The 25,032-nt window shown below is 71.3% G+C and carries 22 protein-coding genes and 1 pseudogene; 10 read left to right on the top strand and 13 right to left on the bottom strand.

Going from position 1 to position 25,032, the window contains the following annotated elements; genetic code table 11:
* Positions 1-2: 2 nt before the first annotated feature.
* Positions 3-1,151 (bottom strand): iron uptake system protein EfeO, encoded by a 1,149-nt coding sequence (efeO, locus tag ABZ016_RS00555; protein ID WP_356914319.1) that lies wholly within the window; start codon positions 1,149-1,151, stop codon positions 3-5.
* A gap of 363 nt (positions 1,152-1,514) precedes the next feature.
* Here efeO and ABZ016_RS00550 point away from each other — a divergent pair, with 363 nt between their 5' ends.
* The gene (locus ABZ016_RS00550) at positions 1,515-2,159 is read left to right on the top strand and encodes a PhzF family phenazine biosynthesis protein (RefSeq protein ID WP_356914318.1); all 645 of its coding nucleotides are present in this window, start codon (positions 1,515-1,517) and stop codon (positions 2,157-2,159) included.
* Positions 2,160-2,183: 24 nt separating this feature from the next.
* On the opposite strand, the gene ABZ016_RS00545 is transcribed toward ABZ016_RS00550, so the two are convergent.
* The gene (locus ABZ016_RS00545; protein WP_356914317.1) at positions 2,184-2,831 is read right to left on the bottom strand and encodes a biliverdin-producing heme oxygenase; all 648 of its coding nucleotides are present in this window, start codon (positions 2,829-2,831) and stop codon (positions 2,184-2,186) included.
* 114 nt (positions 2,832-2,945) lie between these two features.
* Positions 2,946-3,803: a type I methionyl aminopeptidase gene (gene map, locus ABZ016_RS00540; RefSeq protein ID WP_356914316.1), complete on the bottom strand. Its 858-nt coding sequence runs from the start codon at positions 3,801-3,803 to the stop codon at positions 2,946-2,948.
* A gap of 58 nt (positions 3,804-3,861) precedes the next feature.
* Between map and ABZ016_RS00535 the strand changes: the two genes are divergently transcribed.
* Positions 3,862-4,092, top strand: coding sequence for a hypothetical protein (locus ABZ016_RS00535; protein WP_356914315.1), 231 nt, complete (start codon positions 3,862-3,864; stop codon positions 4,090-4,092).
* A gap of 56 nt (positions 4,093-4,148) precedes the next feature.
* On the opposite strand, the gene ABZ016_RS00530 is transcribed toward ABZ016_RS00535, so the two are convergent.
* The gene (locus ABZ016_RS00530; protein WP_356914314.1) at positions 4,149-4,751 is read right to left on the bottom strand and encodes a hypothetical protein; all 603 of its coding nucleotides are present in this window, start codon (positions 4,749-4,751) and stop codon (positions 4,149-4,151) included.
* A gap of 146 nt (positions 4,752-4,897) precedes the next feature.
* Between ABZ016_RS00530 and npdG the strand changes: the two genes are divergently transcribed.
* On the top strand, positions 4,898-5,617 hold the full coding sequence (gene npdG / locus ABZ016_RS00525; protein ID WP_010036956.1) for an NADPH-dependent F420 reductase: 720 nt from the start codon (positions 4,898-4,900) through the stop codon (positions 5,615-5,617).
* A 13-nt stretch (positions 5,618-5,630) separates the two neighbouring features.
* On the top strand, positions 5,631-5,861 hold the full coding sequence (locus ABZ016_RS00520) for a hypothetical protein (protein WP_356914313.1): 231 nt from the start codon (positions 5,631-5,633) through the stop codon (positions 5,859-5,861).
* A gap of 4 nt (positions 5,862-5,865) precedes the next feature.
* Here the strand turns inward: ABZ016_RS00520 and ABZ016_RS00515 are convergent, their stop codons facing one another.
* Positions 5,866-6,666 (bottom strand): site-2 protease family protein, encoded by an 801-nt coding sequence (locus ABZ016_RS00515; RefSeq protein ID WP_356914312.1) that lies wholly within the window; start codon positions 6,664-6,666, stop codon positions 5,866-5,868.
* A gap of 103 nt (positions 6,667-6,769) precedes the next feature.
* On the opposite strand from ABZ016_RS00515, the gene ABZ016_RS00510 reads away from it, so the two are divergent.
* On the top strand, positions 6,770-7,504 hold the full coding sequence (locus tag ABZ016_RS00510; RefSeq protein WP_356914311.1) for a DUF6578 domain-containing protein: 735 nt from the start codon (positions 6,770-6,772) through the stop codon (positions 7,502-7,504).
* Positions 7,505-7,654: 150 nt separating this feature from the next.
* Positions 7,655-10,939, top strand: coding sequence for a BTAD domain-containing putative transcriptional regulator (locus ABZ016_RS00505; RefSeq protein WP_356914310.1), 3,285 nt, complete (start codon positions 7,655-7,657; stop codon positions 10,937-10,939).
* Between the two features lie 19 nt (positions 10,940-10,958).
* Here ABZ016_RS00505 and ABZ016_RS00500 read toward each other — a convergent pair whose 3' ends face one another.
* From ABZ016_RS00500 to panB, 3 genes are all read right to left on the bottom strand, one after another.
* Positions 10,959-11,786, bottom strand: coding sequence for an ABC transporter permease (locus ABZ016_RS00500; RefSeq protein ID WP_356914309.1), 828 nt, complete (start codon positions 11,784-11,786; stop codon positions 10,959-10,961).
* Positions 11,783-12,802, bottom strand: coding sequence for an ATP-binding cassette domain-containing protein (locus ABZ016_RS00495; protein WP_356914308.1), 1,020 nt, complete (start codon positions 12,800-12,802; stop codon positions 11,783-11,785). The genes ABZ016_RS00500 and ABZ016_RS00495 overlap by 4 nt, the downstream gene beginning before the upstream one ends.
* Before the next feature lie 213 nt (positions 12,803-13,015).
* A complete protein-coding gene (gene panB, locus ABZ016_RS00490; RefSeq protein ID WP_356914307.1) occupies positions 13,016-13,888 on the bottom strand; it encodes a 3-methyl-2-oxobutanoate hydroxymethyltransferase in 873 nt (290 codons plus the stop codon).
* Positions 13,889-14,101: 213 nt separating this feature from the next.
* Between panB and ABZ016_RS00485 the strand changes: the two genes are divergently transcribed.
* The 4 genes from ABZ016_RS00485 (at position 14,102) to ABZ016_RS00470 (ending at position 18,980) form a co-directional block, all read left to right on the top strand.
* The gene (locus ABZ016_RS00485; protein WP_356914306.1) at positions 14,102-15,700 is read left to right on the top strand and encodes an MFS transporter; all 1,599 of its coding nucleotides are present in this window, start codon (positions 14,102-14,104) and stop codon (positions 15,698-15,700) included.
* Positions 15,701-15,748: 48 nt separating this feature from the next.
* Positions 15,749-16,384 (top strand): TetR/AcrR family transcriptional regulator, encoded by a 636-nt coding sequence (locus ABZ016_RS00480; protein ID WP_356914305.1) that lies wholly within the window; start codon positions 15,749-15,751, stop codon positions 16,382-16,384.
* Between the two features lie 178 nt (positions 16,385-16,562).
* A complete protein-coding gene (locus ABZ016_RS00475; RefSeq protein ID WP_356914304.1) occupies positions 16,563-17,612 on the top strand; it encodes an endonuclease/exonuclease/phosphatase family protein in 1,050 nt (349 codons plus the stop codon).
* Between the two features lie 150 nt (positions 17,613-17,762).
* A complete protein-coding gene (locus ABZ016_RS00470; protein WP_356914303.1) occupies positions 17,763-18,980 on the top strand; it encodes an MFS transporter in 1,218 nt (405 codons plus the stop codon).
* A 69-nt stretch (positions 18,981-19,049) separates the two neighbouring features.
* Here ABZ016_RS00470 and ABZ016_RS00465 read toward each other — a convergent pair whose 3' ends face one another.
* The 5 genes and pseudogenes from ABZ016_RS00465 to ABZ016_RS00445 form a co-directional block, all read right to left on the bottom strand.
* Positions 19,050-19,616: a class I SAM-dependent methyltransferase gene (locus ABZ016_RS00465; protein ID WP_356914302.1), complete on the bottom strand. Its 567-nt coding sequence runs from the start codon at positions 19,614-19,616 to the stop codon at positions 19,050-19,052.
* Positions 19,617-19,764: 148 nt separating this feature from the next.
* The gene (locus ABZ016_RS00460) at positions 19,765-21,519 is read right to left on the bottom strand and encodes an NAD+ synthase (protein ID WP_356914301.1); all 1,755 of its coding nucleotides are present in this window, start codon (positions 21,517-21,519) and stop codon (positions 19,765-19,767) included.
* 101 nt (positions 21,520-21,620) lie between these two features.
* Positions 21,621-23,561, bottom strand: a pseudogene (locus ABZ016_RS00455) (S53 family peptidase).
* Between the two features lie 158 nt (positions 23,562-23,719).
* Positions 23,720-24,340: a DUF305 domain-containing protein gene (locus ABZ016_RS00450; RefSeq protein ID WP_356914300.1), complete on the bottom strand. Its 621-nt coding sequence runs from the start codon at positions 24,338-24,340 to the stop codon at positions 23,720-23,722.
* Positions 24,337-25,008, bottom strand: a complete 672-nt coding sequence (locus tag ABZ016_RS00445) for a DUF3105 domain-containing protein (RefSeq protein WP_356914299.1) — start codon at positions 25,006-25,008, stop codon at positions 24,337-24,339. The genes ABZ016_RS00450 and ABZ016_RS00445 overlap by 4 nt, the downstream gene beginning before the upstream one ends.
* Positions 25,009-25,032: the final 24 nt, after the last annotated feature.

Here is a 25,032-nt window from a genome sequence, read left to right as displayed (position 1 = left end):
CCTTACTTCACGACGGCTGCGGCGAGCTTCGACAGCGGCTCCGCCAGCGCGTTGACCGCGTCCGAGAGCTCCTTGCGGTCGGCCTTGCCGACCTTGTCGTACGAGGTGAAGTCGTACGACGTCTTGTTCGGGCGGTACTTGTCGAGGAGTCCGTCCAAGGCGGCGAACTGCTTGTCGAGTTCGGTGGTGAGCGCCTTGTCGTTCTCCTGCGCGACCGGCTTCAGCAGCGCGTACGACTTCTGCGCGCCCTCGACGTTGGCCTTGAAGTCGACCAGGTCGGTGTGCGAGTAGCGCTCCTCCTCGCCGGTGACCTTGCCGGTGGCGACCTCGTCGAGGAGTTCCTTGGCGCCGTTGGCCATGGAGGTGGGGGTGATCTCGGCCGTGCCGACCCGCTTCTGCCAGTCCTTCAGGTCGGTGATCAACCGGTCGGCGAGTTCCTTCTCGCGGTCGCCGATCTTCTTGTCCTGCCAGAGGGACTTCTCCAGCCGGTGCCAGCCGGTCCAGTCCTTGGCCGGGTCCTGGCCGTCCTCCAGGCCGTCCTCGCGGACGTCCACCTTCGGGTCGATGTCGCCGAACGACTCGGCGACCGGCTCGGTGCGCTCCCAGCCGATCCGGGAGGGGGCGTAGGCCTTCTTCGCGGCCTCGACGTCGCCGTCCTTGACGGCCCGCGCGAAGGCCTCGGCCTTGGGCAGGGTCTCGTCGGCCTGCGCCTGGGCGTAGGCGCGGTAGGCCGCCACGGCCTTGTCCAGGCGCGGGTCGCGCTGGACGGCCTTGCCGCCGGTGGCCTTGACCCTCTGGCGGATGCCGTCGCCCTTCATACCGGGCTTGCAGGCGATCTGGTAGTCGCCGGCCTTCACTTCCGCGGTGACCCGCTGCTTGGTGCCGGGGCCTATGTTCTCCCGCTCGGCGACCACGCGGTCGTCGGGGAAGAGGACGTAGACCTCGGTGACCTTGGAACCCTTGTTCTCCACGGCCAGCTCGACATGCCCGGCCGGGAACTCCTTCCTCGACACCTCGCACTTGTCGTCGGTCGCCGTCACGTTGACGACGTGGTCGCCGTCCTTGGCGTCGCTCTTCTCGGTGCAGCCGGTGAGGGCGGTCAGAGCCGCGGCGGCGGTGAGCACGACGGAAACGGGTCTGGCGGGTCGCATGCAGGCTCCAGAGACGGGAAGGTGAGGCTCACCTAAGCTACATAAGGATTACCTAAGTGGCTAAAAAATGACCTCATGAAAGGGTCAAGGGAGGGTCAAAGATCACGTCGAAGGGGCGGCGTGCGGGTCGTCGGCCACGGCATGACCGGCGCACAGGAGCGCTGCCCGGAGCGCGTAGGCCGCAGCGGGTCCCGGATCGTGCGCCACCACCACAACCACGCCACCGGCGTGCGCCCTTGCCGTCCGGAGGACGCGCATGCACGTGTTTCGGCCACCGTTGCGCCACGCAGGGGCGGGTGAGGGCCGGGCCGGGCCGGGGCGCGGGCGGCACCCCGGCCGCCCGCCCGATGTTTGAATGCCCCTGTGACTGACTACGACGTGCTCCGCGTCTTCTGCGGGCCGAGCGGCGGATACGGCAACGAGCTCGGGGTCGTGCGCGAGGGTTCGGTGCTGCCCGCGCAGGGGGAGCGGCAGGCGTTCGCCGCGAAGGCCGGGTTCAGCGAGACCGTGTTCGTCGACGACCCCGAGCGGGGCGCGATCGACATCTACACGCCGACCCTGCGGCTGCCCTTCGCCGGGCACCCCTGCGTCGGCACGGCGTGGCTGCTCGACGTGCCCGAACTTCTCACGCCCGCCGGGGTGGTCGGGGCCCGGCAGGACGGGGAGTTCTGCTGGATCGAGGCCCGGGCGGAGTGGGCGCCGGAGCGGACCCTGCGGCAGTACGGCAGCGCCGCCGAGGTCGATGCCCTGGCCGTGCCGCCGCCGGGGGAGTGGGTGTACGCCTGGGCGTGGGAGGACGAGTCCGCCGGACGGGTGCGAGCCCGGGCCTTCCCCGGACGGGGCGACGGGATCGACGAGGACGAGGCGACCGGAGCGGCGGCCCTGCTGCTCACCGACCGGCTGGGCCGCGCCCTCAACATCACCCAGGGTGCGGGCTCCCAGATCCTGACGGCGCCGCAGCCGGGCGGATGGACCGAGGTCGGCGGCCGGGTCCGCCTCGAACGCTGACCGGCCGCGGGGCCCCGGGGCCGCTCAGGCCGACAGCGGGAACTCCTCACCCAGCGCCTCGAACACCGCGTTGTTCAGCGCGTACGCCCGCTTGCACTCGGCCACGACCCGCTGCCGCTCCAGCTCGTCCCCGGGCAGCGCGTCCAGCAGCTCGAAGTAACTCCGCTTGAAGGCGGCCGGGTTGGGGATCTCCTCGAAGACGTAGAAGCGCACCCCGTCGCCCTTCCTCGGGAAACCCCACGTCTTCTCCGCCGTGTCGCGGATGATCTGCCCGCCGGAGAGGTCGCCGAGGTAGCGGGTGTAGTGGTGTGCGACATAGCCGACCGGCCAGGAGCGGGCGCACTCCGTGACCCGGCGCGCGTACTCCCGCGTGGCGGGCAGCGCGCTGATGCCCGACCGCCAGTCCGGGCCACGCAGATACTCCAGGTCCTGCTCCAGCGAGGCCATGCGGAACAGCTCCGGGCGGACGAAGGAGCCGGCCACCGGGTCCGCTGCCAGGCGCTCCGTACCGGACTCCAGCGCCCCGTACACGAACCACAACTGCTCCGTGTAGCGCGCGAACGCGTCGACCCCCAGCCTGTGTCCCAGCAGGTCGCTGATGAACGTCGAGCCCCTGACCTCCTCGTGCTGCTCCCGGGAAGCGGTGCGGATGAGGGTCGAGAAGGATTCCATGAGACCTGCTTTCCCGACGTCGTGTCGGTAAAAACGCTACACCGATGACGCGCCGAGGGCATGCGAAAGCCCGCCCTCGGGAGAGAGCGGGCCGTCGGGGGCGTGAGCGGGGGGCTACGGCAATGTGAGGATCTCCGCGCCCGTGTCCGTCACGACCAGGGTGTGCTCGAACTGCGCCGTGCGCTTGCGGTCCTTCGTCACGACCGTCCAGCCGTCGTCCCACATGTCGTACTCGTGCGTCCCGAGCGTCAGCATCGGCTCGATCGTGAACGTCATGCCGGGCTGGATGACGGTCGTGGCGTGCGGGCTGTCGTAGTGCGGGATGATCAGGCCCGAGTGGAACGACGAGTTGATGCCGTGGCCCGTGAAGTCCCGCACCACGCCGTAGCCGAAGCGCTTGGCGTACGACTCGATGACCCGCCCGATGATGTTGATCTGCCGGCCCGGCTTGACCGCCTTGATCGCCCGGTCGAGGGACTCCCGGGTCCGCTCCACCAGCAGCCGCGACTCCTCGTCGACCTCACCCACGAGGTAGGTGGCGTTGTTGTCGCCGTGCACACCGCCGATGTACGCCGTCACGTCGAGATTGACGATGTCGCCGTCGCGCAGGACCGTCGAGTCCGGGATGCCGTGGCAGATGACCTCGTTGACCGACGTGCACAGCGACTTCGGGAAGCCCCGGTAGCCGAGCGTCGAGGGGTAGGCGCCGTGGTCGCACATGTAGTCGTGCGCCACCTTGTCCAACTCGTCCGTGGTCACCCCGGGGGCGATCAGCTTCGCGGCCTCCGCCATCGCCCGGGCGGCGATCCGGCCGGCGACGCGCATCGCCTCGATCGTCTCGGGCGTCTGCACCTCCGGACCGGTGTACGGCGTCGGCGCGGGCTTGCCGACGTACTCGGGACGACGGATGTTTCCGGGCACGGAACGGGTGGGGGACAGCTCCCCCGGTACGAGCAGCGACTGGCCAGACATGCCAGCGAGTCTAACCAGCGCCCATGGGGGAACATGTCGATGGCGAGAGGAGCTGGTCATGGCCCTGTTCAAGAAGCGGACGGTCGGCAAGCCGGGCGAGTGGTACTACTGCCTGGAGCACAAGAAGGTCGAAGAGGGGCCGGAATGCCCCAACAAGGACCGCTTCGGCCCGTACGCGAGCCGCACCGAGGCCGAACACGCGATGGAGACCGCCCGCGACCGCAACGTCCAGTGGGAGAACGACCCCAAGTGGCACGACGCCCCCGCGGGCGGCCGGAACGACGAGTAGGCACATTCAAGCGGCTGCGTGCCGGGCACGCAGCCGCACCTCCGGCCGAACCGGCCCTACCAGCGTGCGGGCGGCGGGGCCGTCAGATGTTCCGCCAGTCTCGACACCCGGTCCCGGAAACGGCGGCGGCCGCGAGGGGTCGGCAGGGCGTTCTCCCCGGCCGCCGCGCTGACCAGGTGCTGGACCGTGTCCAAGTCCAGCTCCGAGCCGTCCGGGACGGCCAGGCACTCGTGGGCCATCGCCGGCAGCTCGCCCTCCACGGGGCCGAGGGACAGCACCGTCGCTCCGGCCCGCCGGGCGTCGGAAACCCGTTCGAGGAGGGGTGAGGCAGGCTCCTCGGGGGACACCACCAGCAGCGTCTCACCCCGCCGGGCCGCCTCCAGCCGCCCGAGACCGACCGCCAGGTGCGCCGGATCCGACGGGCGCGCGTCATGCCGCACCAACGTCGGGGCCAGCTCCGGCGTGCCCGACCACGCGGCCTCGTCGACCAGGTGCGCCGCCAGGTGCCACGGCTCGAACTCCGGTGTGCCGACGAGCAGCAACCCGCCCCCGTGCGACACCACCGACCCCCGCAGCGCCCCGGCGAACCGCCGCGTCGCCCCCAGCCACTGAGTCCCGGCGAGCACTTCCCGCAACAGCGCCACCCGTACCGCATCCATGCCCCCGCATCCTGCACCGACCGGTCGCGGCCGACGTGCACTTCGGCACGCGTTCGCCCGGCCAGGGCAGGCGCACCGGTCACCTGTACCCCCGTCGAACGGCCGGCGGAACCGCCGGTGAGCACGTCGGACGTAGAGTCAGGGCCATGACCTCTACCGACAGTGCTGCCACCGACAACGCCCAGAAGGCCCCCGCCAAGGACCCCTGGGACCTGCCCGACGTCTCCGGACTCGTCGTCGGGGTGCTCGGCGGGACCGGGCCGCAGGGCAAGGGCCTCGCCTACCGGCTCGCCCGGGCCGGCCAGAAGGTGATCATCGGCTCGCGGGCGGCCGAGCGGGCCCGGGCCGCCGCCGAGGAACTCGGACACGGCGTCGAGGGCGCCGACAACGCCGAGACCGCGCGCCGCAGCGACATCGTGATCGTCGCCGTACCGTGGGACGGCCACGGCAAGACCCTGGAGTCCCTGCGCGAGGAACTGGCGGGCAAGCTCGTCGTGGACTGCGTCAACCCGCTCGGCTTCGACAAGAAGGGCGCCTACGCGCTGAAGCCGGAGGAGGGCAGCGCCGCCGAGCAGGCCGCCGCCCTGCTGCCGGACTCCCGGGTGACGGCCGCCTTCCACCACCTGTCGGCCGTGCTGCTCCAGGACCCGGAGATCGACGAGATCGACACCGACGTGATGGTCCTCGGCGAGGTACGGGCCGACGTCGAGATCGTCCAGGCGCTGGCCGGCCGCATCCCCGGCATGCGCGGAATCTTCGCCGGGCGGCTGCGCAACGCCCACCAGGTGGAGTCGCTGGTGGCGAACCTGATCTCCGTGAACCGCCGGTACAAGGCGCACGCGGGGCTGCGCGTCACCGACGTGTGAGCCGGTGAGGTGCATGGGGGACACTGGTGGCCGTAGCAGTGTCCCCCGACAGGAGTCGACCGAAATGCCCCGCCTCGCCGTTTATGCCCTGATCGTCTGCGTTCTGTCCGTGTCCGCGGCCGTGGTCTCCTTTGTGCAGGGCAGCTGGCTGGGGATCGTCTGGGTGCTGCTCGCCGGTCTGTCGTCCAACATGACCTGGTACTACGTGAAGCGCGCCAAGGCGCGGAAGTCCGTCACGGGCTGACCCCTCAAGGAGCGGCCGAGCAGAACTCGTTCGAGCCCTGCCAGAAGCGGTACAGCTCCTGCCCGCAGTAGGTCTCGAAGTCGCTGATCCCGAGGGACTTCAGGATCGAGTCGATCACGTCGAAGAACACGCCGTTCACCGCCGGCAGCCACAGCAGCGCGAACACGAACAGCAGGCCGAACGGCGCGAAGGGCTCCACCTGGCGCCGGATGTTGTACGACAGCCAGGGCTCGATCACGCCGTAGCCGTCCAGGCCCGGCACCGGCAGGAAGTTCAGCAGCGCGGCCGTCACCTGGAGCAGGGCGAGGAACGCCAGCGCGAACCGGAAGTCCGTCGGCACGCCGTCCAGCGCGTCCAGCCAGAACGGCGCCGTGCACACGACCGCGAACAGCACGTTGGTCAGCGGACCCGCCGCGGAGATCAGACTGTGCCGCCAGCGCCCCTGGATCCGGCCCCGCTCGATGAACACCGCACCGCCGGGCAGCCCGATCCCGCCCATGATCACGAAGATCACCGGGAGCACGATGCTGAGCAGCGCGTGCGTGTACTTCAGCGGGTTGAGCGTGAGGTAGCCCTTCGCGCCGACCGAGATGTCCCCGCTGTGCAGGGCGGTGCGGGCGTGCGCGTACTCGTGCAGGCACAGCGAGACGACCCACGCCGCCGTCACGAAGAGGAACACGGCGACCCCGGGCTGTTCCGCGAACCCGGTCCAGGTCGCCCATCCCGTGACCGCCGTCACGGCCAGGATCCCGAGGAAGACGGGACTGATCCGCCGCTCACTGTGGCGGCTGGTGGCGGTGGTCATCGGACTCCCTGCAGTCTCGAACACGCGATGGACGGCCCGACCGTACCGGGCGCAAGGGGAAAACGTCTCGCGCGGGGCGGTCGGTTCCGGAGAGGGTGGGGGCATGGGGCTCTGGCACGTGTTCTACGCGGACTGGCAGATGGAGTGCTGCGGCACGCCGTTCTCGGTGGGGGACGAGGTGAGCTGGCCGCTGCTGCTCCTGGACGCGGGCGAGGTGTTCGGCGGCGGCTGGCACGACCAGCTCACCAAGATCACCGGACCGGTCGAGGACGTGGACGGCGTCCGGGTCGTACGGGAGGAGACCGGCCTCACGGTGGCCCTGGGCGGGGACCCCGACGACGACGAGGACCGGCGGCCGATGCCGGGGGACCGGATCCGGTCGGTCGGAATCCTGTCCGTCGAACGGCACGGTGCGAGGTGGCCCCAGGTCGCGGGGCGGGTGCGGGCCGTGCAGGTGCTGACCCAGGCCTACACCGAGACCGCGCCCGGGTCGCGCTCCTGGGAGCCGGTCGCGGGGCAGCGCCGGCTGCGGACGGTGGAGCGGTGTCCCAAGTGGTTCACCGACGCCGACGCCGAGCGGGCCGACGGGCAGGGGCGGCGGTGGCGGAAGCCGGGGGTGGTGGTGACCCTGGAGGTGCCGGGCACCGACTCCTGGCTCTCGTACGCCGTCCGCGAGGCCCGGGGCATCCCCCAGCGGGACCCCGAGCCCGGCGCCGAGACGCAGGACCTCCCGGAGGCGGCCCTCATGGCCCTGCTGGAAACCCTGAGCACGACCACGCCCCCACCGGACGCCCGCCCCAAGCGCCGACACGGCCGCACCAAAGCCCACCACCGGTGACCACTCACCCCCATCCCGCCGCCCGCGGCCGCACAGCCCTGGCCGCAGACGACCAGACCGGCCTCATGGCTGGCTTCACGGCCGACCGGCCTGACCGCCGCGCCGTGGAACACCGTGACCCGCTCTCGAGCCAGCAGGGACAATGACCCCGTGCGCTACCGCATCCTCGGCACCACGCAGGCGCTCCGCACCGACGGTACGGTCGTACCGGTGGGCGGGGCGCGGTTGCGTGCGCTGTTGACCGTGCTGGCCCTGCGGGCCGGTCGTACCGTGCCCGTGGGACTGCTGGTCGAGGAGGTGTGGGACGGCGATCCGCCCGCCGACGCTCCGGGGGCGCTCCAGGCCCTGGTCGGGCGGCTGCGGCGGGTGCTCGGGGCGGACGCGGTCGCCTCCGCGGAGGGCGGGTACCGGCTCACGGCCGCGCCCGACGACGTCGATCTGCACCGGTTCGAGCGGCTGGCCGGCGAAGGCGTGCGGGCCCTGGCCGACGGCGACCCCGCCAAGGCCGCCGTGGTCCTCGACGACGCCCTCGCCCTGTGGTGCGGACCGGCCCTCACCGACCTCCCCGACCGCACCGCGGAGGCGGCCCGCTGGGAAACTCGTCGCCTGGACGCGGAGCGCGCCCGCCACAGCGCCGCACTCGCCCTCGGCGAGGCCGAGCGGTCACTGCCGGAGCTGACCGCCCTGTGCGACGGCCACCCTCTGGACGAACCCCTCCAGACCCTCCGGCTGCGCGCCCTGCGCGACGCAGGCCGCACGGCGGAGGCGCTGGATGCGTACGAAGACGTCCGGCGGCTGCTCGCCGACCGGCTCGGCGCCGACCCCGGCCCGGAACTGCGCACCCTGCACGCGGAGTTGCTGAGCCTCGGGGACAGCCCGCTGCCCGCCCGCGGCAGCGAGCCCCCGCAGCCTGCCGGAAATCTCCGCGCGCGGCTCACCTCCTTCATCGGCCGCGAGGCCGACATCGACACCATCCGGGGTGATCTCACCTCCGCCCGGCTCGTGACCCTGCTGGGCCCCGGCGGCGCCGGAAAAACCCGACTGTCGCAGGAGGCCGCCGAGGCCGTGCGGCCCACCATGCCGGGTGGCGTGTGGCTCGCCGAACTCGCCCCGGTCGACGACCCCGCCGCCGTACCGGAGGCCGTGCTCACCGCCGTCGGCGCCCGCGAGACCGTGCTGTACGGCGCCGGCGCCGAGGGCATCCGGGCCGCCGTCGCCGACCGGCTCGACGACCCCGTGGAACGGCTCGCCGAGCACTGCTCCCGCCCCCGCATGCTGCTGATCCTCGACAACTGCGAGCACGTCGCCGACGCCGCCGCCCGGCTCACCGAGGAGCTCCTGGAGCGCTGCCCCGGCCTGAGCGTCCTCGCCACCAGCCGCGAACCCCTCGGCGTGCCCGGGGAGTTGCTGCGGCCCGTGGAGCCGCTGCCCGAACCGGTCGCGCTGCGGCTGCTCGCCGACCGGGGCGCGGCGGCCCGGCCCGGCTTCCGTGTCGAGGACGACCTCGAGGCGTGCGCCGAGATCTGCCGGCGCCTCGACGGCCTGCCGCTGGCCATCGAACTCGCCGCCGCCCGGCTGCGGATGCTCACCCCCCGCCAGATCGCCGACCGGCTCGACGACCGCTTCCGCCTCCTCACCTCCGGCAGCCGTACCGTCCTGCCCCGCCAGCAGACCCTCAGGGCCGTCGTCGACTGGTCCTGGGACCTGCTCGACGAGGACGAACGGGACGTGCTGCGGCGGCTGTCGGTGTTCGCGGGCGGCTGCGCCCTGCCCGCCGCCGAGGCCGTGTGCGGGCCGGCCGCCCTGGAGGCGCTCGGCTCCCTCGTCGACCGCTCCCTCGTCGTGGCCGCCCCGCCCGGCGAGTCGCCCGACGGCGAGATGCGCTACCGGCTGCTGGAGACCGTCGCCGAGTACGCCGCCGAACGGCTGGACGAGTCGGGGCAGCGCGCCGAGGCCGAGCGCGCCCACCTGACCTACTTCCGTGAACTGGCCCGCGTCACCGACCCGTTGCTGCGCGGCTCCGGCCAGCTCGTGGCCATGCAGCGGCTGGAGCGGGAGTACGAGAACCTGCGCACCGCCCTGCGCCACGCCGTCGCCCTGCGCGACGAGCAGGAGGCGCTGTGCCTGGCGCTCTCCCTCGTCTGGTACTGGCAGATGCGCGACCTGCGCATCGAGGCCCGCAACTGGTGCCGCGAGGTCATGGCCCTCGGCCCCGACCCCTTCGCCGGGCCCGTCCGTCCCGCCGCCCCGGTGTGGCAGCGCTGCACCGACGCCCCGCCCCCGATGACCGGCGAGGTCCTGTGGGAGGCCCGGCGCGGTGTCCACCTGGCCCACCTCGCCTGCATGGACACCGAACTGGACGCCTGGCAGGACCCCCGGGCGCAGGAGAAGCTGCGGACCATCGCCCAGACCTACGAACCCGGCCTGCCGCAGAACTGCCGGCTCCCCGGCCTGCTCTGGTTCTTCGCCGTGATGCTGACCGGCGACATGGACCGGCTGCGCGTCATCATGGACGCCGCCATCCACACCTGCCGGCAGACCCCCGGCTTCGACTGGGAGCTGGCCTCCGGCCTCCAGATGCGGGCCAACTTCCTCGCCAACCGCACCGACTGGGCGGGCGACGCCGCCCGCGACGCCGACGAGTCGCTGGAGATCTACCGCCGCCTCGGCGACGACTGGGGCACCGCCGAGGCCCTCTCCGCACGCGCCGAAGCCCTTGAACGCCAGGGCGACCACGCCCTGGCCGCCGCCGACTACGAGGCGGCCGTCGCCCACGCCGAACGCATCGGCGCCCGCGCCCAGGCGGCCGTTCTCACCGCCCGGCTGGGCAGCGCGCTGCTGGAGGCGGGTGAGGGCGAGCGCGGCGAGCGGCTGCTGCGCGAGGTGATCGCACAGCGCGAGGACTCGCACAGCGAGGCCATGCCCGCCGCCCGCCTCTTCCTCGCCGGCTGGCTCGGCATGACCGGCCGCGTCGCGGAGGCACGGGAGCAACTGCGGCGGCTGCGCCAGGACTTCCGCATCGCCCACTTCATCGTCTTCGACGCGTTCATCCTGGGCGCGGAGGCCTGGCTGGACGCCGGGGAGGGGCGGTACCAGGAGTGCCTGGACCGGATCCGCAAGGCGCTGGAGCGGGCCGCCGACCCGCTGTCCGAGGCCATCGCGCCCCATATGCGTTCCGGGTATCTGATCATCGGCGCCTGGGCCCTGGCCGCTCTCGACGGCGGCCGACGCGCCGAGGACGCGGTCCGCTGCCTGGGCGCCTTCGACGCCCTGCTGCCGGCCGGCCACATCGCCCGGTTGCAGGAGCGCGAGGCCCGGGCGCAGGCGGAGCGGCAGGCCCGGGTGCTGCTCGGCGGCCGGGTGTACGAGAGCGCGTACACGGAAGGCGGCGGCCTCTCCCTGGAGGAGGCCGCCGCCCTGCTCCGACCGCTCTGACCGAACTCGGCCCGCCCGGTCAGCTCTTGGTCCGGAACTTGTGGATCGCGATGGGCGCCATCACCGCCGTGATCGCCACCGACCAGCCGAGCGTCACCCAGAGGTCGTGCGCGACCGGCCCGCCCACCATCAGACCGCGCGCGGCGTCCGCCAGCGTCGACAGCGGGTTGTAGTCGGTGAACGCCTGCAGCCAGCCCGGCATCGACGTCGTCGGCGCGAAGATCGACGAGCCGAACTGGAGCGGGAACAGCACCAGGAAGCCCATCGCCTGCACGGACTGCGCGTTCTTCATGATCACGCCCAGGGTGAGGAACACCCACATGATCGACGAGGCGAACGCCGTGGACAGGGCCACGGTGGCGAACAGCCCGAGCCAGTTGTTGATCTCGAACCCGACCGCGACGGCGACGAGCATCAGCACGGCGGTCGCGAACAGCATCCGCAGCAGCTCCACCGAGATCTTCGCGAACAGCACCGAGCCGCGCCCGATCGGCAGGGACCGGAAGCGGTCCATGACACCGGAGTTGAAGTCCTGGCTGAAGCCGGTGCCGACGCCCTGGGACAACGTCATGCTCATCATGGCGATCATGCCGGGGATCACGTACTGCACGTACTGGTCCTGCCCGCCGCCCAGCGCCTGCCCGATCGAGCCGCCGAACACGAAGACGAACAGCAGGGTGAAGATGACCGGCATCAGCAGCGCGTCGGCCATCGACTCCGGGTCCTGCCGGATCCACAGCAGGTTGCGGCGGACGAGCGCGCCGGTGTGCCGCAGATGCCCGCGCAGTGTGATCCGGGCGTCGTCGCCGGCGGTCGCGGCGGTGGTGGTGGCGGTGGCGGCGCTCATACGGCGACCTCCTCGCGGTCGTCGACGGGCGCGGTGTCCTGCGGGGCACTGGCACGGTGGCCGGTGAGCGACAGGAACACCTCGTCGAGGCTGGGCAGTTCGGTGGTGATGGAGGCGAGCGTGATGCCGTGGGCCGTGAGGGCGCCCACGACGGCGGTCAGTTGCTCGTCGCTGAGGATCGGTACGAGGAGGGTGCCGGTGGCGCCGTCCACCGTGGTGGTCGCGAGCCCGGTGATGCCGAGGCCGTCCAGGTACCCGGCGAGCGGCCGGAGGTGGACGGCGTCGGCCGGGCGGATCCGCAGCGTCCGCCCGCCGACCTTGGCCTTGAGGTCGTCGATCCTCCCGTCGGCGACGACCTTGCCCCGGTCCACGACCGTCAGCTCGGAGGCGAGCTGCTCCGCCTCCTCCATGTACTGCGTGGTCAGCAGCACGGTCACGCCGTCGCCGACCATGGCCTTCACCTCGTCCCACACCTCGTTGCGGGTGCGGGGGTCGAGCCCGGTGGTCGGCTCGTCGAGGAAGAGCACGGCGGGCCGCCCGATCATCGAGGCGGCCAGGTCGAGCCGCCGCCGCATACCGCCGGAGTAGGTGCTCGCGGGCCGCTTGGCCGCCTCGGTCAGCGAGAACCGTTCCAGCAGCTCGTCGGCGCGCGCACGTGCCTCCTTGCGGGGCAGGTCGAGCAGCCGTCCGATCAGGTACAGGTTCTCCCAGCCGGGCAGCTTCTCGTCGACGGAGGCGTACTGCCCGGTGAGCCCTATCAACCGCCGTAGCTGGCGCGGCTGCCGTACGACGTCGTAGCCGGCCACGGTCGCCTGTCCCGAGTCGGCCTTCAGCAGGGTGGACAGAATCCGCACCAGAGTGGTCTTCCCGGCCCCGTTCGGCCCGAGCACCCCCATCACGGTGCCCTCCCGCACCTCCAGGTCGACCCCGTCCAGAGCCTTGGTCTCCCCGTAGTGCTTCACCAGCCCCCGCACGGTGACAGCGGCGCCGCCGGTTCGTGTGTCGATTCGCGTCATGACACAGACGGTCCCAGGCCCCACCGACAAACCACCGACAAGCCACCGACAAGACGACGACAAGACGACGACGAGCACCGCAACCATCAATGGAGGCACCACGACGGCGAGCAACCACGTCGCGAGAGCGGCGCCGGTTCAGGCGCAAAAAGGGGGACGGCCCGCCGACTGGGGGAGGGTCGGCGGGCCGTCCGATGGTGCGGCAGTGGCTCGCTAGTGCACGGAGTGCTCCTCCTGCGGGAACGTTCCCCCCACGACATCCTCGGCGAACGCCTTCACCGCGCCGCCCATGACCTCACGCAGATTCACGTACTGCTTGACGAACTTGGGCACCCGCCCACCCGTCAGCCCCAGCATGTCGGTCCACACCAGCACCTGCGCGTCGGTCTCCGGGCCGGCCCCGATCCCCACCGTCGGAATGTGCAGCACCCGCGTCACCTCGGCCGCCAGCTCCGCCGGCACCAGCTCCAGCACCACGGCGAACGCGCCCGCGTCCTGCACGGCCTTCGCGTCGCGCAGCAGCTGCTGGGCCGCCTCCTCGCCCCGCCCCTGCACGCGATAGCCCATCGCGTTGACGGACTGCGGGGTCAGCCCGATGTGGGCCATGACCGGGATGCCGGACTCGACGAGCAGCCGGATCTGCTCGTGCGACCGCTCGCCCCCCTCCAGCTTCACGGCCTGCACGCCCGCCTCCTTCACCAGCCGGGTCGCCGAGCGCAGCGCCTGCACCGGACCCTCCTGGTAGGAGCCGAAGGGCAGGTCGCCGACGATCAGGGCGCGCGAGGTGCCCCGTACGACCGCCGCCGACAGCATGGTCATCTCGTCGAGGGTGACGGGCACGGTCGACTCGTACCCGAGGTGGCAGTTGCCCGCCGAGTCGCCGACGAGCATGACCGGGATCCCGGCCTCGTCGAAGACGGACGCGGTCATCGCGTCGTACGCGGTGAGCATGGGCCAGTTCTCGCCGCGCTCCTTGGCGGCGGCGATGTCGCGCACGGTGATGCGGCGGGTGCCCTTGCCGCCGTACAGCGTCCTGCCGCCGTCGGAGGGCTTCTGAGCAGTCTGGGCAGCCGTAAGCTGCGTCATTGCACGGCTCCTTACACGTCATCTCGAGGCGCCCTGACGGCGTCCCCGGACCACGTCCATGGTGGCACCTCGTGCCATCGAGGGCTAGGGGAGCCCCTGTGAGTTCCGCCCGCCCGGCCCAGCCTCGGGCTTTACGCACGCCGCGGTTAAGTTCTCGGTAAAGCTTTCCGATACGAGACGGTCTCGTATCGCAATGACCCTAGGCTCGACGGCATGATTTCTCCTGCCGACCGGGCCCCCGTGAGCCCCCGGATACCGGAAGCGGTGCACCGGCGCCGCTGGGCGATCCTCGGCGTACTGATGCTGAGCCTGCTGATCGTCGTACTCGACAACTCGATCCTGAACGTCGCCATCAAGACGATCTCCACCCCCGCCCCGACCGGCCTCGGTGCCACGCAGAGCGAGCTGGAGTGGGCGATCAACGCCTACACCCTCGTCTTCGCCGGCCTGCTGTTCACGGCCGGGCTGCTCGGTGACCGCCTGGGCCGCAAGAAGGTGCTGCTCGGCGGTCTCGCGGTGTTCGGCATCGGCTCCGCACTCGCCGCGTTCTCCGGCTCCCCGGGCGAGCTCATCGCCTTCCGTGCCGTGATGGGCCTGGGGGCGGCGTTCGTGATGCCCGCCACCCTCGCCGTGCTCATGAACGTCTTCGAGCGTGAGGAGCAGCCGAAGGCCATCGGCATCTGGGCGGGCGGCGTCGGACTCGCCATCGCCATCGGACCCATCACCGGAGGGGTGCTCCTCGACCACTTCTGGTGGGGCTCGGTCTTCCTCATCAACGTGCCGATCGTGCTGCTCGCGCTGGTGCTGATGCTGTGGCTGGTGCCCGACTCCCGCGATCCGAGCCCCGGCCGGATCGATCCCGTCGGCGTGGTGCTGTCCGTCGTCGGTCTGGTGCTGCTGGTCTACGGCATCATCAAGGGCGGCCAGCTCGCCGACTTCTCCGACGCCACCGTGCTGGCGACGATCGGTGCCGGACTCGCCGTGCTCGTCGCCTTCGTCGTGTTCGAGAAGCGCAGCGACCACCCGTCCATCGACGTCACGTACTTCAAGAACAAGGTCTTCTCGGCCGCCATCGCCGCCATAGCGCTGGTCTTCTTCGCGCTGATGGGCGTGACCTTCTTCTCCGTCTTCTACACGCAGAGCGTGCGCGGCTACTCGCCGCTGCAGACCGGTCTGCTGATGCTGCCGCTGGCCGCCGCCCAGATGATCTTCGCGCCGCGCGCCCGGCTGCTGGTCGACCGCTTCGGCAACAAGGCCACGACGACCGCCGGCATGCTCGTCATAGCCGCGATGCTGGCCGCCTTCGCCACGCTGGACGCGGACACGCCCATCTGGATCCTGGAAGTCGTCTTCTTCTTCATGGGCACCGGCATGGCGCACATCATGACGCCGGTCAGCGTCGTCATCATGCAGGCCCTGCCCCGCGAGAAGGCCGGCTCCGCCTCCGCGCTCAGCAACACCTTCCGCCAGGTCGGCGGCGCCCTCGGCATCGCCGTCCTCGGCTCGGTGCTGTCCACGGCGTACCGCACGGGCATCGAGGACAAGCTCGGCCTGCTGCCCCCGGCCCTGCGCCACACCGCGGGGGAGTCCATCGAGGCCACCCTCGGTGTCGCGGCGAAGCTCGGCCCGCGCGGCGAGGCCCTGGTCACCCCGGCCAACGACGCGTTCCTGCACGCGATGCACGTCACCGCCCTGTGGGGAGCGGGCGTCGCGCTGATCGGCACGGTCGTCGTGGCCCTGTTCCTGCCCGGGAAGCCGCCGGCGTCCCAGCCGGGGGAGGAGGAGAAGGAGTTGTCGGACGCGCGGTCGTAGTCCTGCGCGAGAATGCGGTGACACCCGGTCGAGAAGGGACGGAGCGACGTGAGCCTCGCCGAAAGGCACCCCCGGCACGACGGGCCTCCGAGGGGCCGCCCCAGAAGCGAGGCCGTCGAACGCTCCATCATCGAGGGCGTGATGAAGCTCCTGGAGGAGGGCGTGCCCCTCGCGGAGCTCTCCATCGAGCGCGTCGCCCGCACCGCCGGCGTCGGCAAGGCCACCATCTACCGCCGCTGGCGCGGCAAGGAGGAACTCTTCGTCGACGTCCTGCGCGCCGCCGAACCCGACGACCCCCCGCTCCCCGGCACCTCCCTGCGCGACGACCTCGTGGTCATCCTGGAACGGGCGCGCAGGCGAGGCCTGGCCAGCCGCTCGTCGGCGATTCTGCACAACGTGCACGTCCAGATGAAGAGCAGCCCGAAGATCTGGTCGGCGTACCACGCCACCGTCATAGCGCCGCGCCGCCGGCTCGGCATCGAGGTCCTGCGCCGCGGCCAGGAGAACGGGGAGTTGCGCACGGACGTCGACGTCGAACTGCTCAGCGACATGTTCATCGGACCCGTGCTCGTGCGCTCCGTCCTGCGTCCCGACGCCGACCTTCCGGACGACCTCGCCGCGACGGTCGTCGACACACTGCTCGAAGGCCTACGCCCCGTCAGTCCGCCTGCTGACCAGCCCTAGTGTGCGCGTTTCGTCACAGAGGGCGCTTACCCCGGGCCGGACCGGAACTCGCCGCACCGGCTCGAACGTCCTCGCCCCCGTACGGCCGTCGAGGGACGGCAGTAACGGAACGGATCATCCCCTAAGGTCGTAAAGGCACGGGGGCGATGGTGTGCACGGCAGGCAGTGAGGCGACGGTATGGCGCAGCAGGCGTACATGACGGAGACGGACAACGGTGGCTCGGGGCCCGAGCCCCGGGGGAACCGGGTTCGGCGCCTGTTCGACCGGCTGCTCGGCGGCCGGCGGGGCGACCCGCGGATCTGGCGGCGCGGTCTGTTCGTGGCCCTGTGCGCGGTGCTGCTGGCCGTGGTCATGCTGCTGCACTCGCACATCCCGAACACGATCGGCAACCTGGGCAGCCTCACCGAGACGTTCCTGCCCTGGCTGGGTGTTTTCGTTCCGGTGCTGCTCGTGCTCGCCCTGGTGCGCAAGTCGGCGACCGCGCTGATCGCCGTGCTGCTGCCGTCGGTGGTCTGGCTGAACCTCTTCGGCGGCCAGCTCACCGACAAGACCGCCTCCGGCGGCGACCTCACCGTGGTCACGCACAACGTCAACGCCGAGAACCCGGATCCGTCCGGCACCGCCCGTGACGTGGCCGCCTCCGGCGCGGACATGCTGGCCCTGGAGGAGCTGACACCGGACGCGGTCCCCACGTACGAGAAGGCGCTGGCGTCGACGTACCGGTACCACTCGGTGCAGGGCACGGTCGGGCTGTGGAGCAAGTACCCGCTGACCGGCGTACGGGACGTCGACATCGACCTGGGCTGGACCCGGGCGATGCGCGCCACCGTGACCGCCCCGGCCGGGCAGGTCGCCGTCTACGTCGCCCACCTGCCGTCGGTGCGGGTCAAGATGGAGGCCGGGTTCACCGCCCGGCAGCGCGACCGGAGCGCCGACTTCCTGGGCGAGGCCATCGCCCACGAACCCCTGAAGAACGTCGTCCTGCTCGGTGACCTGAACGGCACGATGAACGACCGCGCGCTGAACGCCGTCACCTCCCAGATGCGCTCCACGCAGGGTGCGGCGGGCAACGGCTTCGGGTTCAGCTGGCCCGCGTCGTTCCCCATGGCGCGCATCGACCAGATCATGGTCAAGGGCCTGAAGCCGGAGAGCTCGTGGACCCTTCCGGAGACCGGCAGCGACCACCTGCCCATAGCGGCACGTGTGAGGGTCGCCACAGGCGGCTGAGAAGAACCGCAGGTCAGAGCCGTTCGGGCCGGGATCGGCAACCGCGGCTTCACTTCTCGTGAACCTCACGGAATAGTCGGCCTGCGAGACTTTGTTCCGTACTTGAACATACAAAGTACGGATCCCCAAGCAAGTCTCGAAAGGTTCGACATGCCCCTGGCCCTGCTCGCCCTCGCCGTGGGCGCCTTCGGCATCGGCACCACCGAGTTCGTGATGATGGGGCTGCTGCCCGATGTCGCGGACGACCTGCACATCTCGATACCCAGCGCCGGCCATCTGGTGTCGGCGTACGCGCTGGGCGTCGTCATCGGCGCCCCGCTGCTGGCCGCGGTCACCGCCAAGATGTCCCGCCGCACGGTCCTGATCGGGCTGATGGGGCTGTTCGTCGTGGGCAACGCACTGTCGGCCCTCGCCCCCGACAACGGCTGGCTGCTGGCGGCTCGCTTCCTGAGCGGTCTGCCGCACGGCGCCTTCTTCGGCGTCGGCGCCGTCGTCGCCACGAACATGGTCGCCCCCGAACGCAAGGCGCGCTCGGTCTCGCTGATGTTCCTCGGCCTCACGGTCGCGAACGTCGCGGGCGTGCCGGTCGCGACCCTCATGGGCCAGCACCTCGGCTGGAGGGCGACCTTCCTCGGCGTCAGCGCCATCGGCCTGGCGGCGATCGCCGCGCTCGCGTTCCTCATCCCGCACGACCACGAGCACACCACCGCCAAGGGCCTGCGCGGCGAACTCGCCGCCCTGCGCTCCGTACCGGTCTGGCTGTCGCTCGGCACCACCGTCGCGGGCTTCGGCGCCCTCTTCGCGGCGTACAGCTACATCACGCCGATGCTCACGGACGCCGCCGGCTACGCCGACGCCAGCGTGACCCTGCTGCTGGCCCTGTTCGGCGTCGGCGCGACCGCCGGCAACCTGCTGGGCGGCCGGCTGGCCGACCACTCCCTGCGGGGCACCCTGTTCAGCGGCCTGGGCTCTCTGGTCGTGATCCTGGCGCTGTTCCCGCTCCTGATGCGCACGGAGGCGACGGCCGTCCTGGCCGTGATGCTGCTCGGCATGGCGGCCTTCGCCACCGGCTCCCCGCTCCAGCTGATGGTCATGGAGAAGGCCTCCTCGGCCCCGTCCCTGGCCTCCTCCGCCAACCAGGCCGCCTTCAACCTGGCCAACGCCGGCGGGGCCTGGATCGGCGGCCTCGCCCTGGCCGCGGGCTTCGGGGTCACCTCCCCGGCCCTGGCCGGCGCCGCCCTGGCCGTCCTCGGTCTGGGCGTGGCGTCGCTGGCCTACGCGGTGGACCGGCGCGCGGTGCCGGCCGCCGGACACGAGCGGATTGTGGCGAGCCACGTCCCGCAGGAAGCGGAAGCGGTGCACCACTGACGCGGTCCCGATGACAGGAGCGGCAGTGCGCGGGTGACGATCCCGCGGGCTGCCGCTCCGTGCGTCCGGTCAGCCCCGGCGGGCCGCGACCACCGCCGAACTGGTGGGCGTCGTGAGGACTTCCGTGGCGTCCAGGTCCGGGTGCGTGAGGTAGAACAGGCGCAGTTCGTCCACCTCGCCCTCGAACCGGGGCGGCCACTCGGCCGACGGGGTGAAGTCGTCGAGGACGAGGATCCCGCCGGGGGCGAGCAGCTCCACGACCCGCTGGGGAGCGTCACGCTTCCCGCCCCCGTCGCAGAAGAAGACATCGAACGGCGCGTGCCGCTCGAGCAGGCGCCAGTCGCCGGTCAGGACACTGACCCGGCTGTCGTCCGCGAAGACCCCGGCCGCCCTTCGGGCCAGCTCCTCGTCCCGCTCCACGGTGACGAGCCGCGCACCGGCCCCGAGCCCACTGTGCAGCCAGGCGGTGCCGACCCCCGACCCGGTGCCGCTCTCGGCGACCACCCCACCGGGCTTCGCCGCCGCGGCCGTACGCAACAGCCTGCCCACCTCAGGGATACAGCTCTTCTCGAACCCCGCCTCGACGGCGAGCCGCTCCGCGACACCCACCCGCCCCGGAACCTCACGCGCTGCCATGCCCAGCCCCCTTGTCTCGGTCGGCCCGACGCTACCTGACCCGCCGTCAGGCGTGGACGCGTTCGCTCGGCGGACACAGGCGAGGGGGCCGACGGTCCGTGACCGTCGGCCCCCTCGGCCGGACAGCGAGGTGTCCCGGAGGGCCTCGTCAGAGCGACTCCCGCCAGCCGTTCGTGATCGGCAGCCGGCGGTCCTTGCCGAAGCCCTTCGCCGAGATCTTCGTCCCCGGCGGGTACTGGCGCCGCTTGTACTCCGCCGTGTCCACCATGCGCAGGGTCTTGGCGACCAGAGCGGGGTCGTACCCGGCCGCCACGATCTCGTCCGCGCCCCGGTCCCGGTCGACGTACAGCTCCAGGATCGCGTCCAGCACCGGGTAGTCGGGGAGCGAGTCCGTGTCGACCTGGCCCGGGCGGAGCTCCGCGCTCGGGGGCTTGGTGATGGAGTTCTCGGGGATCGGCGGGGTCTGGCCGCGCTCCCGGGCGGCCCGGTTGCGCCACTCGGACAGGCGGAAGATCGACGTCTTGTACACGTCCTTGATCGGGCCGTACGCCCCGACCGAGTCGCCGTAGAGCGTCGAGTAGCCGACCGCCAGCTCCGACTTGTTACCGGGGGCCAGCACGATGTGGCCCTCCTGGTTGGAGATCGCCATCAGGAGCGTGCCGCGCAGACGCGACTGGAGGTTCTCCTCGGCCAGGCCCGTCAGACCGAGGGAACCCATGTACGCGTCGAACATCGGCTCGATCGCGACCGTGCGGTAGTTCAGGCCCGTGCGCCGGGCCAGTTCCGCCGCGTCGTCCTTCGAGTGGTCCGAGGAGTACTTCGACGGCATCGACACGCCGTACACGTTCTGCGCACCCACCGCGTCGCAGGCGATCGCCGCGACCAGCGAGGAGTCGATGCCGCCGGACAGACCGATCAGGACCGACTTGAAGCCGTTCTTCGCGACGTACGCCCGCAGGCCCACGACCAGCGCCGAGTAGACCTCCTCGTCGTCGTCCAGGCGGTCCGCGTAACCGCCCGTGAGCTCCGGCTCGTACGCGGCGACCGGCTCCTCGGACAGCACCACCCGGTCGATGCGCAGACCGTCGTCCACGACACCGGTGGGCGCGTCGGGCGACGCCGCCGGCAGGTCCAGGTCCAGGACCACGCAGCCCTCGGAGAACTGCGGCGCCCGCGCCACGACCTCACCGTTCTTGTCCACGACGATCGAGTCGCCGTCGAACACCAGCTCGTCCTGGCCGCCGATCATGGCGAGGTAGGCGGTGGTGCAGCCGGCCTCCTGGGCCCGCTTGCGGACCAGGTCCAGGCGGGTGTCGTCCTTGTTGCGCTCGTAGGGGGAGGCGTTGATCGAGAGCAGCAGACCCGCCCGCGCCGAGCGGGCCGCCGGGACCCGGCCGCCGTCCTGCCACAAGTCCTCGCAGATGGCCAGGGCGACGTCCACGCCGTGCACGCGCAGCACCGGCATGCTGTCGCCGGGCACGAAATAGCGGAACTCGTCGAAGACGCCGTAGTTCGGCAGGTGGTGCTTGGCGTAGTTCAGGACCACCTCACCGCCGTACAGCACCGCCCCCGCGTTCTGCGGCGCACCGGCCGGCTGGCCGTACTTCGGCTGGGCGGTCGCGCTGCGGTCGAGGTAGCCGACGATCACCGGCAGATCGCCGAATCCCTCGTCGGCCAGGCGGGCGGCGAGACTTCGCAACGCCGTCCGGGAGGCCTCCACGAAGGACGACCTGAGGGCCAGGTCCTCGACGGGATACCCGGTCAGCGCCATCTCGGGGAACGCCACGAGATGCGCTCCCTGCTCGGCGGAGTGCCGGGTCCAGCGGACGATCGACTCGGCGTTCTGGGCGAGGTCGCCGACGCTCGAGTCGATCTGGTTCAGGGCGAGACGTAGTTGAGGCACGGGCCCAGTGTAATCGTCAGAGCGACGCAATGGGGTGGCCTGGGTCACCCGGGCCACCCCGTTCTCCGGAGGAACTCAGCGGAGAAGCTCAGCGGAGAAGTTCAGCGGCGCCCGTACGACTCGACGTAGCCGTTCGCGGGCGAGCCCACGCCGGTGACGTCGTCGTAGCCCTTCACGGCCGCGAGCGAGCTGTCCTTGCCGAGGCTGCGCACGGAGGTGGCCAGACCGTCCGTGGCGTCGTAGCCGTTCACGAAGTCGACGCGGGCCACGGCGAGGCCGGAGCCCGTCGGGTTGTCGGTGACGTCGTGGAAGAGCTTCGAGCCGGCCTTGGCGTAGATCGCCGGGTTGGCGAAGCCGATCGCCTTGCCACGCGCCTCCTGGGCCAGGGCCTGGACGGCGGCGATGGCCGGCGCGGCGAGCGAGGTGCCGCCGATGCGGTACTCGCCGTACGCCTGCTTCTTCCCGTCGGGCAGGGTCTGCGTCTGGCCGACCAGGAAGCCGGTGTTGGGGTCGGCGATCGCCGCGATGTCCGGGACGACCCGGTTGCCGGCCGCGTTGTTCGCGTTGGCCAGCGCGTCCGGGACGACACCCCGCTGGTAACCGGGCTCGGCCACCGTCCTGCTGGTGCCGCCGCCCGCGCCGGAGGTGAAGGCGCCGGGGAAGTCCGTCCAGCTCTTGCCGTCGGCCGACAGGCCGGCCTTCTCGGTGCCCCAGCCGGTCTCCCACAGGTACGTGTCGCCCTTGCCGACGGCCAGCGAGGTGCCGCCGACGGCGGTGACCCAGGCCGAGTCGGCGGGGGAGTCGACCTGCTTCGTGCCGGAGCTCGCGACCTCGTCGCCGTCGTCGCCGGAGGAGAAGTAGAAGCCGATGCCCTCCACCGCGCCGAGCTGGAAGACCTGGTCGTAGGCGGCCGCGAGGTCGGGCGTCTGGGCGGCCTCGACCTCGCCCCAGGAGTTGGAGACGATGTCGGCCAGGTGGTCGTCGACGACCTTGCCCAGCGCGTCGAGCAGGTCGGCGTCCGTGCAGGACGCGGCGCCGACGTAGGTGACGTCGGCGGCCGGAGCGACCGCGTGCACGGCCTCGACGTCCAGGGTCTCCTCGCCGTACCAGCCGGAGGCCGAGCAGTCCTTGGTGTTCGTGTACTTCTTCGGCAGCACCTGGTGCAGCTGGCCGGTCTTCCACGCCGCGTCGCCGTTCCGCTCGGCGTAGGTGCCGGCGTCTTAGGCGATGGTCGGCGAGGCGTAGGCGTCCGTGATGGCGACCCGGACACCCTTGCCGGTGCGCTTGCCCGCGCCGTAGGCGGCCCGCAGCTGCTTGCCGGTGTAGCCCTTGACCGCGTACGGGATCTTCGTGCCGTACGCGTCCGGCAGCGTGCTCGCGGTCTTCGAGCCGTAGTACGAGGAGAACGGCCCGGCGTTGCGGAACACGGTGTCCGGCGGCGGCAGTTGGTCGTCGTGCGTCACCCGGTGCGGCGCGTTGTCCAGGCCGGTGACGGTCAGGACGGCGCCGGCCAGGCTCTCCGGCACGGAGACGGTGCTCGCCGGCGCGCGGTAGGTCTTCGAGCCCTTGGCGAAGTCGTGCAGCCGGGTGCCGAACGCCTTCTCGGCGGCGGCCACGTCACCGGTGACGGAGACGTAGCGCCGCGTCACCCCCGTGACCTTCAGCCCGGCACCCGTCAGCCACGCCTTCACGGCGCTCACCTGACCCCTGGTCGCGCCGAAGCGGGCCTGTGCCTGCTCGGCGGTCAGGTACTTCCCGTACGAGGCCGATTTCGGATCGGAGACGGCCTTCGCGTACGCGGCGAGGCCGGCCGCGTCCCGGCCCCGGAGATAGACACGGGCCGACAACCGGGCACCGTCGGAGGTGGCGCCCTTGTCGGCCCGTGCCGTGGCCCACGCCGGCCGGGTCCCGGCCAGCAGGTCGCGGAGCGGATGGTCGGCGGCGTGCGCCGCGGGTATGCCGAGCGCCAGCGCACCGGCGAGCATCGGCAGTGTCGCTGCCATGCTCACCCCGGCGCGCACCATGGCGCGGTTGGATCTCATGGAACCCCCTGTGCGGTCCGTCGCGAGTGGATCACTCGACGGTCGCCACTCTCGCGACGAACCGTTCATGCAAGGGGAATACGGAACCCAAGAAGCGCCCTACCCAGGCCAAGAAGAACCCAAGGAGCCGCAGGACAAGGCGATTTGACTCTTATGCCCTACCGGCGCGGCTCGGCGCCTCGCTCCTTCAGCATGTCCGCCATCAACGCGATCTCCGACCGCTGCGCCTCCACCATGCCCTGCGCGAGCCGCTTCTCCACCCCGACCGCGCACTTCTCCACACAGCCCTCGGCCATGTGGACCCCGCCCTTGTGATGGTCCGTCATCAGCTGGAGGTAGAAGACCTCGGCCTGCTTACCGCTGAGCTCGCCGAGCTTCTTCATCTCGGTGTTGGTCGCCATGCCCGGCATCAGCGCGCCGTCCTTGCCGGAGGCCATGCCGCCCATGTCCATCCAGGTCATCGGCGGCTCGGAGGAGACCTTGGGCAGCCCCCACAGGTCGAGCCAGCCGAGCATCATGCCGCGCTGGTTGGCCTGCGTCTGCGCGATGTCGTAGGCGAGGCGCCGCACCTCCTCGTCCTTCGTGCGGTCGCGCACGATGTACGACATCTCCACGGCCTGCTGGTGGTGCACCGCCATGTCCCGCGCGAACCCGGCGTCCGCGGACTCGGCGGAGGGGGTCCGGCTGCCGCCGTCGTCACCGGCGACGGCGTAGGTGATCGCGCCGGCCGCGACGAGCGCCGTCGCCGCGGCCCCGGCGACCAGACCGGCATGCCTCACTGCGACAGCCCGTTCGTGCAGGCGGCGCCCGGCTCGGGCGTCTGCTGTCCCTGGACGAACTTCTCGAAGAACTTGCCGACGTTCGGGTCGCTCGCGCTCGTCACTGTGCGCTGGTGGCCCCACGCCGAGAGCATGATCGGGTCCTTCTGGTCGTCCATCGGGCTCATCAGCGTGTACGGCGTCTTCTTCACCTTCGCCGCGAGCGCGTCCACGTCGGCCTTCTTCGCCTCGGCGTTGTACGTCACCCACACCGCGCCGTGCTCCAGCGAGTGCACGGCGTTGGTGTTGTTGATCTTCTTGGTGTAGACGTCACCGTTGCAGTTCTGCCAGACGGGGTTGTGGTCGCCGCCGACCGGGGGTTCGGAGGCGTACTTCACGGCCTTGGTGACGTGGTTGCGGGCCAGGTCCCCCTCCCAGGTCTTCACACCGTCCTTGCCGGTGGTGAACTTCCCCTTGGCCGAGGAGTCGCTCGCCGCGGTGTCGCTGCCGCCGTCGTCGCCGGACTGGGACCGCACGAGCACCACACCGCCGGCGACGAGACCGCCGACGATCACCACGCTGGCCACGATGGCGAGGATCCGGTTGCGGCGCTCACGGGCCTGTTCGGCACGCCGCATCTCCTCTATTCGAGCCTTGCGTGCCGTGCTGCTCTTGTTGGCGGAGCCCATGAGGTGTCCTTCGTGGGGAAAGTG

This window comes from Streptomyces sp. NPDC006372 (assembly GCF_040612515.1).
GTDB lineage: Bacteria > Actinomycetota > Actinomycetes > Streptomycetales > Streptomycetaceae > Streptomyces.
The sequence above is the reverse complement of the archived record's forward strand: the minus strand, read 5'-3'. Positions and strand labels throughout refer to the sequence as shown.